The 17,390-nt window shown below is 39.2% G+C and carries 15 protein-coding genes; 10 read left to right on the plus strand and 5 right to left on the minus strand.

Annotated elements, in window-relative coordinates; all coding sequences use genetic code 11:
* Positions 1-81: 81 nt before the first annotated feature.
* The gene (locus ODZ84_RS22135; RefSeq protein ID WP_266174664.1) at positions 82-735 is read right to left on the minus strand and encodes a hypothetical protein; all 654 of its coding nucleotides are present in this window, start codon (positions 733-735) and stop codon (positions 82-84) included.
* Positions 732-1,409 carry a nicotinamide riboside transporter PnuC gene (pnuC, locus tag ODZ84_RS22140; protein WP_266174666.1) on the minus strand — a complete coding sequence of 226 codons (678 nt, stop codon included), beginning with the start codon at positions 1,407-1,409 and terminating at the stop codon, positions 732-734. The genes ODZ84_RS22135 and pnuC overlap by 4 nt, the downstream gene beginning before the upstream one ends.
* Positions 1,410-1,574: 165 nt before the next feature.
* Between pnuC and ODZ84_RS22145 the strand changes: the two genes are divergently transcribed.
* From ODZ84_RS22145 to hemN, 4 genes are all read left to right on the plus strand, one after another.
* The gene (locus ODZ84_RS22145) at positions 1,575-3,104 is read left to right on the plus strand and encodes an APC family permease (protein WP_266174668.1); all 1,530 of its coding nucleotides are present in this window, start codon (positions 1,575-1,577) and stop codon (positions 3,102-3,104) included.
* A 60-nt stretch (positions 3,105-3,164) separates the two neighbouring features.
* Positions 3,165-4,214 carry a WD40/YVTN/BNR-like repeat-containing protein gene (locus ODZ84_RS22150; RefSeq protein ID WP_266174669.1) on the plus strand — a complete coding sequence of 350 codons (1,050 nt, stop codon included), beginning with the start codon at positions 3,165-3,167 and terminating at the stop codon, positions 4,212-4,214.
* A 656-nt stretch (positions 4,215-4,870) separates the two neighbouring features.
* Positions 4,871-5,767 carry a sialate O-acetylesterase gene (locus ODZ84_RS22155; RefSeq protein ID WP_266174670.1) on the plus strand — a complete coding sequence of 299 codons (897 nt, stop codon included), beginning with the start codon at positions 4,871-4,873 and terminating at the stop codon, positions 5,765-5,767.
* A gap of 108 nt (positions 5,768-5,875) precedes the next feature.
* The gene (hemN, locus tag ODZ84_RS22160; protein ID WP_266174672.1) at positions 5,876-7,234 is read left to right on the plus strand and encodes an oxygen-independent coproporphyrinogen III oxidase; all 1,359 of its coding nucleotides are present in this window, start codon (positions 5,876-5,878) and stop codon (positions 7,232-7,234) included.
* A gap of 148 nt (positions 7,235-7,382) precedes the next feature.
* Here the strand turns inward: hemN and ODZ84_RS22165 are convergent, their stop codons facing one another.
* Positions 7,383-8,756, minus strand: a complete 1,374-nt coding sequence (locus ODZ84_RS22165; protein ID WP_266174673.1) for a PQQ-dependent sugar dehydrogenase — start codon at positions 8,754-8,756, stop codon at positions 7,383-7,385.
* 216 nt (positions 8,757-8,972) lie between these two features.
* Between ODZ84_RS22165 and secD the strand changes: the two genes are divergently transcribed.
* Both secD and ODZ84_RS22175 read left to right on the plus strand, forming a co-directional pair.
* Complete coding sequence (gene secD, locus ODZ84_RS22170; protein ID WP_266174675.1) at positions 8,973-11,885, plus strand: protein translocase subunit SecD; 2,913 nt, start codon at positions 8,973-8,975, stop codon at positions 11,883-11,885.
* Positions 11,886-12,062: 177 nt separating this feature from the next.
* Positions 12,063-13,286 carry a TCR/Tet family MFS transporter gene (locus tag ODZ84_RS22175; RefSeq protein ID WP_266174676.1) on the plus strand — a complete coding sequence of 408 codons (1,224 nt, stop codon included), beginning with the start codon at positions 12,063-12,065 and terminating at the stop codon, positions 13,284-13,286.
* Between the two features lie 65 nt (positions 13,287-13,351).
* Here ODZ84_RS22175 and ODZ84_RS22180 read toward each other — a convergent pair whose 3' ends face one another.
* Entirely contained in the window at positions 13,352-14,296 is a 945-nt protein-coding gene (locus ODZ84_RS22180) for a hypothetical protein (protein ID WP_266174678.1), read from the minus strand.
* A gap of 209 nt (positions 14,297-14,505) precedes the next feature.
* Here ODZ84_RS22180 and ODZ84_RS22185 point away from each other — a divergent pair, with 209 nt between their 5' ends.
* From ODZ84_RS22185 to ODZ84_RS22200, 4 genes are all read left to right on the plus strand, one after another.
* Positions 14,506-14,841: a Sec-independent protein translocase subunit TatA/TatB gene (locus tag ODZ84_RS22185; RefSeq protein WP_266174680.1), complete on the plus strand. Its 336-nt coding sequence runs from the start codon at positions 14,506-14,508 to the stop codon at positions 14,839-14,841.
* Between the two features lie 3 nt (positions 14,842-14,844).
* Entirely contained in the window at positions 14,845-15,411 is a 567-nt protein-coding gene (locus ODZ84_RS22190) for a phosphatase PAP2 family protein (protein WP_266174682.1), read from the plus strand.
* Positions 15,408-16,223 (plus strand): tetratricopeptide repeat protein, encoded by an 816-nt coding sequence (locus tag ODZ84_RS22195; protein ID WP_266174684.1) that lies wholly within the window; start codon positions 15,408-15,410, stop codon positions 16,221-16,223. The genes ODZ84_RS22190 and ODZ84_RS22195 overlap by 4 nt, the downstream gene beginning before the upstream one ends.
* 178 nt (positions 16,224-16,401) lie before the next feature.
* Positions 16,402-16,857, plus strand: a complete 456-nt coding sequence (locus ODZ84_RS22200) for a tRNA (cytidine(34)-2'-O)-methyltransferase (protein WP_266174686.1) — start codon at positions 16,402-16,404, stop codon at positions 16,855-16,857.
* A gap of 59 nt (positions 16,858-16,916) precedes the next feature.
* Here the strand turns inward: ODZ84_RS22200 and ODZ84_RS22205 are convergent, their stop codons facing one another.
* Positions 16,917-17,390: a 23S rRNA (pseudouridine(1915)-N(3))-methyltransferase RlmH gene (locus tag ODZ84_RS22205; protein WP_266174687.1), complete on the minus strand. Its 474-nt coding sequence runs from the start codon at positions 17,388-17,390 to the stop codon at positions 16,917-16,919.

Consider the following 17,390-nt stretch of genomic DNA (forward strand, 5'->3'; position numbering starts at 1 on the left):
CTGAAATAACAGGCAAAATTAACTTATTTAAAACAAAAAAACGAACAGTGTTTACTGCTCGTTTCCTTATTTATAATGGTTTTATCTAAATCCGCCGCCACTTCTCGTAGAATTGGAATTCTGTTGAGTATTATTTTGCTGGCTGCTGCTTGAATTATCCCTGAAACCGCTGTTGTTATTATTGTTAGCCGGAGGGGGCGTGTTATTTCTAAAACCGCTGTTGGCAGGTCGGTCAGTACTTTGTGGCTGTGTAGTTCTGAAGCCGCTGTTATTGTTTTGTCGCTGGCTGTTGTTCTGCTGTTGATTTCTGAATCCCCGTGAATTGCTGTTATTCGAATTTGAATTCCGGAAACTTCCGTTGTTGTTATTCCTGTTGTTATTATTATATCCGTTTCCTGTAGGTTCACCTCTGAAACCGTTATTAGGTCTCTGTGTTGAAGTTCCGTTAGCAGATCCGGATCTTCTCTCTACATATACTTTTCTTCTTGAATTATTATAGTTTTGGTAATAATAAGGGACACCGCTATCATAGTAGTAGTTGACATCATTCCTGTAATAATATCCGTCGTTTCCATAATATCCGCCGCCACCGTAATATCCCTGGGGTGCATAATAATATCCGTTGTCGTAATAAGGATCTCCGTATCCGCCTGCCGAGCCGTCGGAATACACTGCACAAGAAGTTACACTTGCCAGTGTTAAGATACTGAATGCTATTTTTAATAAATTTTTCATGACTTTTTAATACTTTTTTCTTTAATACTTTTTTTCCAGGTAGCGTATCCTAAGATCGCCATTACTGTAAATACCAAATATTGAACCGAAGTGATACCCAGCCCCTTATAAATCATCATCGGAATGCATATAAAATCTCCGATAATCCAGAAAACCCAGTTCTCAATGCGCTGTTTAGCCATAAACCACATCCCCACTAAGAATATAGAAGTGGTCACCACGTCGAGCCAGTTCCCCCAATCAAGATGATACAGACCCAGATCGGTTCCGGTCATTGAAAACTGATTGTCGATGTAAGGTTTGTAATAATAGATACCCGTAACAATAATGAGGCTTAAAATAAATAGCAGAATCCCATAGGTCCATTCCTTTTTTGTTGCCCACGAAACTTCGACATGAATATGATCTTTTGAGTTTCTATACCATAAAACCCAGCCATAAATACTCATTGCCGTATAGTAGATATTGATCATACAATCTCCCAACAATCCGAAATTAAAGAGAATATACACATAGATCAGGGTAGAAATAATTCCGGTAGGGTAGACCCAGATATTTTTTTTAATTGAAAAATAAACGCTGATAATTCCGAAGAATGTACCGCACGCTTCCAGGAGAATTTGTAGTGAAGTGTAGCTTTCGTAGGGTTTTACGAAGAGATCGTATAAATTCATGCGATCAAAAATACGCAAAAAACTGCAGATTTTAAAATGATTTAAATAATATGTAAATCAGGGTTTTAACCATTTGTATTTAAATTAATTAACGAAAGTTTGTCAATAAACATTCAGAGTTATAAAATTTTTATATTTTCGTAAATCTTAAAATAAAAAAGAAATATGTCTAAAATTTGGGTTAAAAAACCAATGAGCGCCTATGAAGCGGATATTAAAAAAAGCCAGCTGAAACGCGTTTTAGGAAAATGGAGCCTTACCGCTATCGGGATCGGAGCAATTATCGGAGGCGGAATATTCGTACTTACAGGAACGGGAGCTTATTATAATGCAGGACCTGCATTGGCTTTATCATTTGTCATTGCGGGGATTGCGTGTGTATTTGCTGCTTTGTGTTATGCAGAATTTGCTTCTATTCTTCCTGTGGAAGGATCTGCGTATGCCTATGCTTATGGAACGGTAGGAGAAATCTTTGCATGGATCATCGGTTGGGGTCTGATTTTGGAATACGCCATGGGATCGATGACGGTCGCCGTTTCCTGGTCGGGCTATTTCAGTAAATTACTCAAGATGTTCGGCCTTCATTTACCGGCTTATCTTACCACAGATCCGCAAACCTATCTGGCAGCAGGAAACTCAGGGTTCTCTATGAATTTACCCGCATTTCTGATCGTATTCTTTGTGATTTCTATCCTGATCAGAGGGACAAAAGGAGCTGCAAAAGCCAATAATTTTATTGTAATGCTTAAGGTTTCAGCGATTATCTTTGTTATTATTGCAGGAGCTTTCTTTATCAATCCGGCCAACTGGACTCCCTTTATTCCGGATCCTACCATCATTACGGAAAACGGCGTATCTCATTCGGCTTACGGTTTTGGGGGAGTGGTCGCAGGAGCATCTGCCATTTTCTTTGCTTATGTAGGTTTTGATGCTGTTTCGACACAGGCGGGAGAAGCGATTAATCCTAAAAAAGATGTGCCTTTTGCTATTATCACTTCACTTATCATCTGTACCCTTTTATATATTCTGGTATCTCTTGTTTTAACGGGAATGATGCATTATACAGATTTCAACCCGCTTGGAAAATATCCAGATGCGATCAAGGCTCCCGTAGCTTATGCTTTTGATATTGCAGGGCAGCAATGGGCAGGATATATTATCACGATTGCTGCAACAGTAGGTTTAATTTCGGTATTAATGGTTATGATTATGGGGCAGTCAAGAATTTTCCTTGGAATGTCTAAAGACGGATTGATTCCTGCCACTTTCTCAAAAGTAAACCCTAAAACAGGAGTTCCAACTAAAAATCTTATGATTTTATCGGTTGTTATTGCAGTTGTAGCTTCTCTGACTCCGATTAACGATCTTGCCCACATGACCAGTTTCGGAACATTGTTCGCATTTACCATGGTATGTGTTGCAGTCTGGGTATTGAGAGTAAAAGAGCCGAATCTCCAGAGAAACTTTAAAGTGCCGGCTTTGCCTTTGATTGCCTGTTTAGGTATTGCGATTAATGTATATCTGATCTTTAATCTGAGTCGCGAAGCTAAACTATATTCTTTTATTTGGCTGATTTTAGGTTTCATTATTTATTTCCTGTACAGTAAAAAACATTCGAAACTTCAGAACGGAGGTTTCGGTGAAACGTTCAAAGCTGAACAGGAGCCTTTGGAAAAACCCGATTTAGATTTATAATTAAAAATATAAGCCCGAAAATCCACAGAAAACTCTGTGGATTTTTTATTTTTGTTTCCTATGAAAAAAATATTTTCTCTTTTATGTTCAGTTTTGGGTTTATTCTTATTTTCCCAGCAGATTGAAAGTTTTGAAACGATCTTAAATGATAAAATTAACATCAGAGCATTGGAGATCGATGATCACAAAGTATGGTACAGCGGAACAGATTCAAAATTCGGATTTGTTAACCTGCAGGACTATAAAGATCAGAAGCAGCTTGTGCTTTCAGAAAAAAAACTCCAGTTCAGAACACTGGCGCAGGATAAAGAGTTTTTCTATACCATTAACATCGAAAGCCCTGCCGAATTTTTTAAGATCAGTAAAAAAGACTTAAAAGTTTTACCTATTTACTCTGATACCTTAAAAACAGCATTTTATGATGCCTTTATTTTTGCTAACGAAGACATGGCCTTAGCGTTAAGTGATCCGGACAAAAACAGGAATATGAAACTGTCTATGATCTTTCCCAAAACGAAACAGGTTTATGATTTCAATGAGACCAGTGTGAAGAATACAGATAAAAACAGATTTATAAAATTCAGCGAAGGAGAAGCTGCTTTTGCAGCGAGCAATACCAATATTGCTACGTATAAAACCCAGGCCTGGATCGCTACAGGCGGTAAGGTTTCAAGAATTATTAAAATTGATTTTGCCTCGCTGGAGTCAGATATTTATCCGACACCCTTCATTCAGGGGACGTCTTCCCAGGGCATATATTCAATAGACTTTTACAGAGATCAGTTTGGAATTGCAGTAGGGGGCGATTATACGAAGCAGGAAGCCAATGTAAACAATATAGCAACGACGACGGATGGTGGTAAGACCTGGCAGATCCAGGCTTCAGGACAAAATGCAGGATACACCACCTGTGTTAAGATCAAACCCGATTCTAAAGGCAAAGAAATCATCTCTGTGGGCGACCAGCATATCAGCTATTCCTCAGATTTCGGAAAAACATGGAAGAAAATTTCCGATGAAAAAGGATTTTATGTCTGCAGATGGATTGATGCCAATATGGTTGTGTTGGCAGGTAAAGACAGGATTTCCGTATTGAAACTAAAGTTTTAAATATCGAAGTTGTTTAAACTTATTCAGGAAAAAAAGAGTACCGAGAAAATTAGCAATTTTAGATTGCAATGTAAAACACTGGCAATCTGGAACTCATTAGCAAAAATAAAAGAGAGAAATGGATTTTATCATCTAAGCAGAGGGAAAAGAGGATTTTCTACGAAGTTTGACTTGGTAAAATAATTCAGTCCACTATAAACGGCCGAAAACCGGTTGCCAGTGGCGGGAACTTTCGCTAAAAGACTATTTCGGGAAGAAAATACCGCAGAATTAAGTGTTTAAAAAGCTTTGGATTTCCTTTGTGGTTTACTACAGACAACCACACGAAAGGATTCGTGCGGTAGCGGTGTGGATTCGTGCGGTAGCGGTGTGGATTCGTGCGGTAGCGGTGTGTGGTACTTACTGTCCCACACTTAAGTACACTTTAGAAAGTTTAAAAAAATACCGCAGAATTAAGTTCACATCAGGTGAAAATCAAAGATTGTCAAAAAACTTACGTGTACTTCTTTTGCGCAAAGTATATTACTTTAATTAACTTAAGTGATTCGAAATCTTTCGGATCTACTTTATGATAATAGAAAAGTTTAAACAGCTTTATCATTATCGGTCTTTGGCTGATTGTCTTTTTTTTAATTAATTTTCACTAAATTCTCAGCATGAAAAATTTGAAAATATTCTTCATTATATTAATTCCGTCTTTATTTTATTCTCAGAAAATTCGGGTTTTTATTTTAGCCGGGCAATCCAATATGAACGGTTTCGGGTATAATAAGGATCTGCCGGGTAATTTGAAAAATTTTAAAGATGTATATATTTTTCAGGGAAATTCTGTCCCGGACGGAGACGTAAATGGAGGAACAGGAAAATGGGAAATGTTGAAACCCGGACATGGAACAGGATTCAGAACGGATGGAATAATCAATACGCTTTCCGATCGTTTCGGACCTGAGCTGTCTTTTGCTAAAAGAATAAAAGAACGCTTTCCGAATGATAAAATTGCACTCATTAAATATGCAAGGGAAGGGACTTCTATCGACAGTCTTGCTGCTGCCGGTTTTGGCTGCTGGGATGCAGACTTCAATGGCAAAAACGGAATCAATCAGTATGATCACTTTTTAAAAACAGTAAAAAATGCTTTGGCGGAATCAGATATCGACGGCAATGGTAAGAAAGATGAAATCATCCCATCCGGAATACTCTGGATGCAGGGAGAAAGCGATGCAGGTCTTTCAGAAGAGATTGCCGCTCATTATTACAGCCACCTTAAAACGTTGATGAACCAGATGAGAGCAGCGATGCTTGCGGATGACCTGCCGGTTGTCATCGGGAAAATATCGGATTCCGGAAAAAATGAAAAGGGAAAAGTATGGCCCATGGGAGAGCTGGTGCAGTTTGCCCAGGAAAAATTTGTGAAGGAGGACCGGAAGGCAGCTATTGTCCGATCAACGGTAAAATATAATTACGGGAACGATCCGTGGCATTATGACAGTGCCGGGTACCTCGATTTGGGAAGCAATTTTGCTGAAGCCGTATTTAGACTCATTATAAAATAATTAGGATAGATAAAGCCTAATATAATTCATGATTTAAAATTCATAAGTTATAGTTAATTTTGCATGGTGAAATTCACCTTAGAATTTCTTTGAAAATTTAAAATTTTAATGAATTCTTTAATCGATAAATATAATATTCCAGGACCTCGTTACACTTCTTATCCCACTGTTCCGTACTGGGATGAAAGTACTTTTTCACCCGAAAAATGGAAAGAGAGTGTTATCAGGTCTTTTAATGAGAGCAATGCAGAAGAAGGAATTTCTATTTATATTCACTTACCTTTCTGCGAAGCTTTATGTACATTCTGTGCATGTCATAAGCGGATTACAAAGCAGCACAGCGTAGAAATACCGTATCTGGAAAGTGTTCTGAAAGAGTGGTATCTTTATCTCAGGCTTTTTAACGAAAAGCCGAAGTTAAAGGAACTTCATTTAGGAGGAGGTACACCTACTTTTTTCTCTCCGGCCAATTTAAAAACATTACTGCAGGGAATTTTCGACACCGTTGAAATTGCAGAGCATCCTGAATTTTCTTTTGAAGGACATCCGAATAATACCACGGTAGAACATCTTCAGACCCTGTATGATCTGGGCTTCAGAAGAGTGAGCTTCGGTGTTCAGGATTATGATCCTAAGGTTCAGAAGGCAATCAACAGGATTCAGCCTTTTGAAAACGTACAGCGGGTGACAGAATGGGCAAAGGAGATCGGTTACAGAGGAATAAGCCATGATTTGGTTTTCGGACTTCCGCATCAGACCTGGGAGGCAATGGAGCATACCATTCGTAAAACCTTAGAGTTAAAACCCGACAGGCTCGCCTTTTATTCTTATGCACATGTTCCCTGGGTAAAAGGAGTAGGGCAAAGAGGATTTGATGAAAATGACCTGCCAAGCGGAGAAGAAAAACGCCGTTTGTATGAAGATGGCAAAAAATTACTTGAAGAATTAGGATATATTGAAGTGGGAATGGATCATTTTTCCTTGGAACATGATGATCTATACCAGTCGCTGATTCAGAAAAAACTACACAGAAATTTTATGGGTTATACCTCTAGCAATACTCAACTGATGGTAGGCTTGGGAATGTCTGCGATTTCAGATTCGTGGTATGCATTTGCCCAGAATGTGAAGACGGTGGAAGAATATCAGAAAACGGTGGAAGAAGGCTTTATTCCTGTGGTGAAAGGCCACATTCTTAATGAAGAGGATCTGATTGTGAGAAGACACATTCTGAATTTGATGTGTCAGCTGGAAACGGTCTTTGATGCGCAGAATTCGTTCCCTGAACTGGATCATGCATTCGCTATGCTAAAAGAAATGGAAAATGATGATCTGGTGGAAATTCATGATCATCAGATAAAAATTACTGAAAAAGGACGGGCATTTACAAGAAATGTAGCCATGGTTTTTGATCTCAGGATGATGAGAAATAAACCAGAAACCCGGATTTTCTCAATGACCATATAAAAAAGGTGTTTCATAACTAAACGATGTGGGTTGAGAATTGTTTAAACGAAAACCCTTCTCGTATAAGGATAAAGGAAAATTTCATAAAAAAGGCCGTTTTCACGAATAGTGAGACGGCCTCTTTTCTATAATGATGAATAAAGTATTTTTATTTGATAATCAGTTTCTGACTGTAAGATCTCAGGTCTCCGGATGTTAAATTCAGGTAATAAACGCCGGCAGGAATTCCTGTAATATTAAGGCTGTTATCAACGTCTATTTTCGTAGCATCAAGAACTTTTCTTCCCTCAGACGTAAAGATCTCAGCCATGGTATTCCTGTCCCTTAATCCTTCTATGAAAACTTTTTCTGAAGCAGGATTAGGATAAACGACGATCTGGCTGAAAAGACCGTCTTCCTGTGTTGAAAGCGTCGTGTTGGTCTTTATTTTAAAAATTTTTCCGTTATTAATGGCTGCGATATACAGCTCTTTCTGGTAATCCTGTCCGAAAGTGGAAAAATTATTTCCTGAAAAAGACGGAGTCCAGGTAATAGAATTATCAGTGTTCAGCATTCCGATCTGTGGAACGCAGTAATCTGTAAAAAAATATTTTCCCTGGAGTGCAGGGTATTGGGTTCCGCGATATACGTAGCCTCCGGTAATGGAGCATCTTCCTGCGGAATGATCATAAACAGCAACCGGAAAAGTCATGGTGGATGCATTTGCACATCCTGCGGTATTGTAAGTGTTGTTTCCTTCATAACAGCGCCATCCGTAATTCACGGCAGCCTGCGAAACAGGAATGCGGTTGATTTCTTCGATCTGTCCCTGTCCTACATCGGCAATAAGAACAGTATTATCCGTCGTGTCAAAAGAGAACTTCCAGCCGTTTCTAAGACCGTAGGACCAAACCTCATCCGAGCCGTCAACTGTGCTCCCTGCAAAAGGATTTCCTGCAGGAATGTTGTAAGGGCCGGTCGTGTTCACATCGATTCTAAGCATTTTCCCTAACAGAGAATTTTTATTCTGAGCATTGTTATTGGGATCCCCGCCACTTCCGCCGTCACCGGTGATCGCCCAAAGATTTCCGTCAGGAGCAAAATGAATGCTTCCTCCGTTATGGTTATCAAAAGGTTTAGCCTGGTTCAGTAAGATCTTTTCAGAGGCCGGATCTGCGACATCGGGATTTCCGGCACTTACCGTGTACCGGGCGATGGTAATATTCCCGTCTGTGTCATTGTAATACACAAAAAAATACCCGTTGGTCGAGTATTGCGGGTGAAATGCCAGTCCTAAAAGTCCGCGTTCTCCTCCGTAAAGAACCTTAGAACTGATGTTCAGAAAATCGGCAGCATTAACGGTTCCGTTAGGCTGAACAATTTTAATAATTCCGTTCTGTTGGACGACAAACAACCGGCTGTCGTTGGCATTAGTAATCTCGACCGGAGCCGTGAAGCCGCTGGCAAATTCTTCCAAAACAATGCTCTGGGCATTAAGGAATAAGGAAGAAAAAATACCTGCTGTAAAAAGTAGTTTTTTCATAATATTTTGAGAATTAGGGTGTTGTTTAATGAATGAAAATTTCATACCAATTCACATTTAGAAAAATTATGAAAATATGTCCGGAAAATTGCTAAATCTTAAATAGAGGTAAAATTGTCAAAATCTCTGAAAATAAATGATTTCTGTTGTTAAAAATTCATAAAACTCAAGAAAATGATTATATTTGCCGACTTAATTTAACGTAGTTATAACAAAATGCAAGGAAAAGGACTTATTACAATTGTCGCTATTGTACTTGGGCTGATTTGCTTAAATGAGCTATTGCCAACGTGGTACGCAAGCAAAATTGAAAAAGAGGCAACTGCTGTCGCAGGAGACAATCCGGAAAAGTATCAGAAAGAAATCGCAAGACTGTCTAAGGATACTCTGAATCTGGGATTCACGAAACTTTATTACTCTAAAGCTAAAGACAAAGAAATGAAACTTGGTCTTGACCTGAAAGGGGGGATCAACGTTCTATTGGAGATCAACCAGAGAGATCTGGTAAATGATTTAACCAACTATTCTACGAACCCTGTCTTAATCGAAGCTTTAAACAAAACAGATGAAGTTCAGAAGAACTCTACAAAAGCTTACATCGATAATTTCTTCGAACAGTTTGATGCCATCAACAAAGCAAAAGGAACCAACCTTAAGCTGGCTGATCCTGAATTATTCGGAAATACCAATCTTTCTGAGATTAAGTATAATACTTCTGATGATCAGGTAAAAAGTATTATTAAAAGAAGAATCGATCTTTCCGTAGGTACTGCTTTTGAGGTCATCAGAACCAGAATCGATAAAATGGGTGCCGTGCAGCCTAACGTTCAGAGGGTACCGGGAACCGCAAGAATTTCTGTTGAAATGCCGGGTATGAAAGATATCGACAAGGTGAAGAAGATGCTTCAGACTTCTGCAAAACTTCAGTTCTGGGAAGTACAGCAAATCAATGAAGTTGCTCCTTATTTCCAGACATTAACTACGATGATCGCTGCCAAAGGAGATTCTATGGGTGTTGCCAAAAACATCAATTTTATGAATCTTATGCAGGGTGGAAAATCAATGAGTCAAAGTGCTGTGGGAAGTGTAAAATTAACGGATACCGCAGCGGTTAATAAGATTTTAAACAGCAAAGTAGGACAGGCTCTACGTCCTGCCAATCTTAAATATACTCAGTTTATGTGGGGGTACAAGCCCGAAGCTACAGACACTGAAAGTCTGGTATTGTATGCCATCAGAGGTAACATCAACCAAAAAGCTCCTGTAGACGGTGCTGTTGAAACGGCTAACATCAGCTATGATGAGCTGAGCAGAGTAATCGTAGACATGCAGATGGACTCTAAAGGGGCTAAAGAATGGAAAACATTAACGGAGAAAAACGTTGGTAGACCAGTTGCTGTAACATTAGACGGAAGAGTTTATACAGCGCCGAATGTGGTTAACGCCATTCCAAACGGTAGAACCCAGATCTCCGGTAACTTCTCTCAGGAAGAAGCTAAAGAACTGGTTGACGTTTTAGGAGCAGGAAAATTGCCTGCAGGTGCGAAAGTAGTTCAGGCTACGGTAGTAGGACCATCATTGGGTCAGGAGTCTATTAACGCAGGGGTAATTTCATTTGCGATCGCCTTCCTGATTATTATTGTTTATATCATTTTCTATTATGGTGGTGCGGGGGTATACGCTGTAATCGCAATGATTGTGAACTTATTCTATATTTTCGGAATAATGGATTCCGGAGACTTTACTTTAACGCTTCCTGGTATCGCAGGTATTGTTCTTACCATGGCCATGGCGGTGGATACGAACGTTATCATCTACGAAAGGACGAAGGAAGAATTATTTGCAGGAAAAAGTATTTTAGAAGCTTACAAAGACGGTTTCAAACATGCATTAAGCGCGATTGTTGATGGTCACTTAACGACGTTATTAACGGCTGGTGTACTGTTCTTATTCGGAACGGGTCCTATCAAAGGATTTGCTTTGACATTAGGGATCGGTATCTTAATGACGTTCTTTACTTCAGTATTACTTTCAAGAGTGATGATCTTCTCAAGACTGAACAAAGGGAAACACCTTTCTGTGTGGACACCGCCAACGAAAAACTTATTCAGAAATACGTGGATCGATTTCATCGGAAAAAGAAAATATGCCTACATCGTTTCCGCTGTATTAACAGTAATCAGTATCGCTTCAATTGCTATCCACGGATTCAAATACGGGATCGACTTTACAGGAGGTAGAAATTATGTGGTGAGATTTGATAAAGATGTGAATGCCGAAGATGTTGAGCAGAACCTGATCAAAGTTTTCAAAACTGAAGACGGAAAAAATTCTTCTGTAGAAGCTAAGACGTTCGGAAATGACAAGCAGCTAAAAATCTCTACCGATTACCTTATCGAAGATGAATCTTTAAAAGCTGACCAAACGGTAGAGCAGAAATTATATGAAGGTTTAAAATCAAGTTTACCATCCAATGTAACTCTTAATGACTTTAAATCTGCAGACAAAGGTCACGCAGGAATTATTTCTTCTGAAAAGGTAGGACCTACCGTGGCAGATGATATTAAAACACACGGTATTCTCGCAGTAGCGGCTGCTTTAGGAGGTATCTTCTTATACATCCTTTTAAGATTCAGAAAATGGCAATTCTCTCTGGGTGCTGTTGCAGCATTATTCCACGATGCGGTTATCATTCTGGGAGCCTACTCACTGCTTCATAAGTTTATGCCATTCAATATGGAGATCAACCAGGATTTTGTGGCTGCCATCCTTACGGTATTAGGATATTCAATCAATGATACGGTAATTATCTTCGACAGAATCAGAGAATATTTAAGAGAGAAAAAATCGTTAACATTAGCAGGATTGTTTGATGATTCTATCTCCAGTACATTAGGGAGAACATTCAACACTTCATTTACAACCATCCTTGTAATTCTGGCGATCTTCATTTTCGGTGGAGATAACTTAAGAGGATTTATGTTTGCGATGTTAATTGGTATCGCGTTCGGTACGTACTCATCCATCTTCATCGCGTCGGCTATTGCCTACGACTTCCTGAAAACAGGAAAAGAGGGTGAAGTACATGGTAGAACTACTTCTGAAAAAGAAGTACTTGCTTCAAAGTAAATATACACTACAATAAATAAGAAAAAGCCTTTCACTGCGAAAGGCTTTTTTCGTACCTGTTGTTGACGGTTATGTTAACTATTATAAAGCCTCTATCAACTGTTAACCTAAATCCGACAACTAATTAATACAATTTAGAATCATTATTTTTCCTGATTTCATTATTTTTGCAGCATTATGGAAAACTCGAAGAAAAAAGCGGCCATGAGTTTTATATTCATTACGCTGTTAATTGACATTACGGGGTGGGGAATTATCATTCCGGTAGTTCCAAAACTGATCGAGGAACTGATCCATGCGGATATAAGTGAGGCTGCCAAATACGGTGGATGGCTGGGTTTTGCCTATGCCTTTACGCAGTTTATTTTTTCTCCGGTGGTGGGAAACTTAAGTGATAAATATGGCAGGCGGCCCGTGATCCTGATTTCATTATTTGGCTTTGCGATAGACTATATTTTACTGGCTTTGGCACCGACGATTCTGTGGTTGTTTCTGGGAAGGGTGATTGCGGGAATTACAGGAGCAAGTGTTACCACGGCAAGTGCCTATATTGCGGATATTTCCACTGATGAAGACCGGGCCAAAAATTTCGGTTTAATAGGAGCTGCTTTCGGGCTTGGGTTTATTATCGGACCTGTTCTGGGAGGTGTTTTAGGACATTATGGCGCCAGGGTTCCGTTTTATGCAGCAGCAGGCTTATGTCTTGTGAATTTCCTTTACGGATACTTCATTCTTCCTGAAAGTTTAGATAAAGATAAGAGAAGAGAATTCAACTGGAAAAGGGCTAACCCGATAGGATCATTTAAATTTCTGGGAAAGCATCCTGAAATTTCAGGACTTATTGTTTCGTTAATTCTGATTTATATAGCCGGTCATGCTGTCCAGAGTAACTGGAGTTTCTTTACCATGTATAAATTCAACTGGAACGAGCGGATGGTAGGAATTTCCTTAGGCGTTGTCGGATTATTGGTAGGACTGGTTCAGGGCGGACTGATCCGGTGGACCACTCCCAAGCTGGGCGAGCAGAAAAGTATTTATTACGGATTGGCACTCTATGCATTGGGAATGTTGCTTTTTGCTTTTGCAACGGAAGGCTGGATGATGTTTGCATTCCTGATCCCTTACTGCCTGGGAGGAATCTGCGGGCCTGCGCTTCAGTCGGTCATTACGAAAAGTGTTCCTTCCAACGAACAGGGGGAGCTGCAGGGTGCATTAACGAGCCTGATGAGTGCTACTTCTATCATTGGACCTCCCATGATGACGAATTTATTCTATTTCTTTACCCATGATGAAGCACCGTTTAAATTCTCAGGAGCGCCGTTCTTTTTAGCATTTATATTAATGGCCGTCAGTGTGGTTTTTACTTATTATGCATTTCAGAAAAAGAGCATAAAAAAGTAATCAGATAAACATAAAAAAACAGGGAGCCGAATTTCGGCTCCCTGTTTCGTTGAAAGAATATAGTACTAAGGATATAATGATTTTGTTCCGTTGCTTACGATATTGCTTCCCAACCCTGAAAAGGATATCGAAAAATTATTTGAATTAAAGCTTAAAGAACCTGTAGGAGTGCATAGTCCGAGCGCATATCTGCACTGTCCGTAAGCGCCAGTTTTTTTAGTGACCTTACTTTCACTTTTTGCTTTGCCTAAGCTGATGCTTCCCCAGTCGCTTACGTCTACATTTGAAACGGAAGAACCTGAATAGTAAATGGTTATTTTGTATCCTATTTCGCCTCTTTTAGAACCCCAGAGCCAGTTGGCTGTCCACCATTGTTTATACCATTTGGACGATACTTTTGCCTGTGCTGCCGGTGATTCTTCCACATTTCCTCTTTGGCTGATCATCACCAGTCCTCCCAAAACATTATCCCAGATAATTCCGGAATCATTATAAAAGCATAATGTAGAAAATTTTTCGCCTTTATGGTTCCATGAAATTTCCATGACATGAGTATCAATTGTGATTTCTCTGCCGACCAGATTTTTCAGTTCGGTTTGAGCAGCGCTTAGTTCTTCTGCCGGATTCAGGTTAATGATGCTCCCGACTTTTACAGTCGCGGGATCAAGAATGTTTCCTGTGGCAATAAAAGAATTTTTTTGAGAAATTAAATCCTGGGTTATTTCCAATCCTCTGGCGGTTGATAATTTGCCGATAACAGAAATCCCTTCAATCTGCAGATCGTTCTCCAGATATTGTTCAAGATTAGCTTTTGAATCGTTAATCTGGGTCTGTACCATCTCTGGAATGATCTGGTTTGCAGGAGTGATTTCTTTTCTCAAGTCATTAACTGATGTTTTTACTTCGGTTATTTCCTGTCCGGAAATTTCAGGATCTTCACTCTGGCAGCTGCTTAATGCTAAAATCGTAGCCAATGCCAGCAGCCTGAAAGGAGTTAATAATTTTTTCATGATTAAATATTTAAATGGTTGGTGCATTAAAGGTAATCAAAATAATTATTTAAATCTACTGTATGTGAATTAATATTTCTTAATATTAAATATTTTGTTAAACCCTAAACCCTAAACCCTAAACCTTAAACCTTAACCACTTTCTTAAAATTTATTTAAAATAGTATATAACTGTCTCACATATGTATAATCTTTTGTAATTTTACAAAATGGAATTAAGTATTGGAGAGATGGCACTCATTGCCGTTGCAATCGTTGTATTATTTGGTCCGGATAAACTTCCTCAGATAGCGCGTGATTTAGGGTCAGGTGTAAGAAAAATGCGTGGTGCGGTGGAAGATATAAAAACTGAGATCATGAAAGAGACGGATAATCCTGTTTCTGAGATCAAGCGTGAGATTGAGAAAGTAAAGGATGCAGCTAAAGACTTCAATCCTATGAACGATATCGATAAAGATATTGTCAAAGATCCTGTAGCTACAAATGAACCTCCGAAACTAAAGCCTTCCGAAGATGATACTTACGAGGGCCCTGTCAGCAGATAATCCATGGAGGAAATCATTCAGGAAGATAAAAAGGTATTTTTATATCTTAATAATCTGGGCGATACAGCCTTCGATCAGTTCTGGATCTTGATTTCCAGTACATGGATCTGGGTTCCGCTTTATATCATTTTATGTTACTTTTTATATAAAAACTATAAGCTGAGATCATTAGCTTTTATTTTGATATTCATTGCACTGGGAGTAACGGTTTCTGATCAGCTTGCCGGTGTTTTCAAATATGGAGTCGCAAGGCTGAGACCGTGTCATGATCCTGCTCTGGAGCACCATATGAGGATTGTAAAGTGCGGAGGGCAATTCGGTTTTTATTCGGCACATGCGTCCAATACCTTTTTTTTAGCATCCTATTTAAGTATTTTACTGAAAAAGAAAATTTATTGGCTTCCTTATGCTATATTTGTATGGGCTGGGGTAGTAGCTTACAGCCGTATATATTTAGGAGTGCATTTCCCGATAGATATTTTGGTGGGGGCGTTTGTTGGATCTTTGTTGGGTGTTGTTTTTGGTGCACTCGCAAAAAAAGTGATCAACAAACAAAATATAACCATATGAAAAAACATTTATTACTGGGAGCATTAGCTTTTACATCATTGCATTATTACAGTCAGGATAAAAAAGTGGCTGAAGAATGTTTTAAAAAAGCTGATTATAAATGCGCAGAAGAGCAATACTCACAGTTAGCACAAAGTGAAAAAATCCAGCAGATTCAGTCCGAATATTATAATTATTTAGGAACCGCTCAGCGAAGGCTGGGGAAGACGAGCGCTGCATTCAAATCCTATGAGTCTGCCTTGAAATCCAATCCTATGTCAGCAGCAGTATACGCTAATTTAGGTTCTATTCACGGGCAAAAAGGCAACAAACAGGCAGCATTGGGTTATCTTAATAAGGGCCTTCAGATAGAGCCTGAAAATGCAGATATGTACCTTACACGAGCCAAAGTGTATGAAAATCTGGGGAAAAAAGATCTCGCCGCTAAAGATCTGAATCAGATTCTTACTTTCGCACCGGATAATATCTATGCCCGTACGGGTTTGGCCAATCTTAAAAAGAATAACGGGGACCTTGAAGGGGCTTTAAAAGATTACAATACTTTGATCTCCGAAAAACCGGAATCTCTTCTGTACAGCGGAAGGGGAGACGTGTACTTTAAATTAAAGAAAAATAAGGAAGCCCTGGCTGATGTCAACAAGGCAATTTCAATAGATCCCAAATTTTCGCAGGCATACGTCAATAAAGCATTAATCCTGTTTGAAACGGCAAAACCAAAGGAAGCCTGTGCAAGTCTGGATAAAGCAGTGAGTCTGGGATATGAAAAGCCTCTGCTTCTTACATATTATGAGAAATGTGAGGTGAAAAAATAATCTCAGAAAAGATTAGTTTAGTTTCGGGGCGGCGGAGCCGCCCCGAAACTAAACTAATCAATAAAAATCAAAATATCAACAGAAACGGGCTTCAGTCCGTTTTTTGCTGTTACAAAGAAACGAATTTAACCAAATCCCGATTTGTTTTAACTATTTTTGCAGCCATTAAAACGTCATCATGTTAAATATTGTTCTTGTAGAACCGGAAATTCCCAACAACACAGGAAATATCGGGAGATTGTGCGTAGGTACAGAGAGCCGGCTGCATCTGGTTCATCCCTTCGGATTTGTTATCAATGACAAAAACCTCAAACGTTCCGGCTTGGATTATTGGGTTCATCTTGAGGTTACGGAGTATGCTGATGTTGATGAATGGGTACGGGCAGTTCCGGATGTATCCCGGGTTTTTCTCATGAGCTCCCATGCTGAAAAATCATACCTGGAAACAGAATTTCAGGATGAAGACTGGCTGGTTTTCGGAAAAGAGAGTGCTGGCCTGAGTAAAGAGGTTCTGGACCGTTTTGAAAATCATCTGACCATTCCGATGTCTGGACTGATCCGGAGCTTTAATATTGCCAATTCCGTGGCTTTCGTGGTTGGAGAAGCAAAAAGGCAGATCGGTTTAAAACATTGATATTCCGGGTTAATAGTTAGCAGAAAAATGTAGTCTGATAACTGTCTGAAAATCTTTTATTAATCATTATGATATGGCTTTCCCTGCAGAATCTGATCGGCCCGGTACAGCTGTTCGACGATAAATAACCTGATCATCTGGTGGGTAAATGTCATTTTCGATAATGACATTTTCTCGTTGGTTCTGCTGTAAATTTCTTCTGAAAATCCATAGGCGCCCCCAATCAGCAGATGAATTTTTTTTACGGATACATTCATCCAGCTGTCTATTTTCTGTGCAAATTCACGGCTCGTAAACTGTTTGCCCTTTTCATCTAAAATAATCACCAGATCATTCTTATCGATATGATTCATAAACAGTTTGGCTTCTTCTTTTTTCAAAAGATCAGAAGAAAGGTTTTTGGCATTTTTCACATCCGCAATCTCAATGATTTCAAAATTCCAGTGTTTCGGAAGGCGCTTTAGATAATAGCTGATGAGCGAAGTGATTTCTTTATCGTCTGTTTTACCGATACAAAGTAAATTAATCTGCAT

This window comes from Chryseobacterium fluminis (genome assembly GCF_026314945.1).
GTDB lineage: Bacteria > Bacteroidota > Bacteroidia > Flavobacteriales > Weeksellaceae > Chryseobacterium > Chryseobacterium fluminis.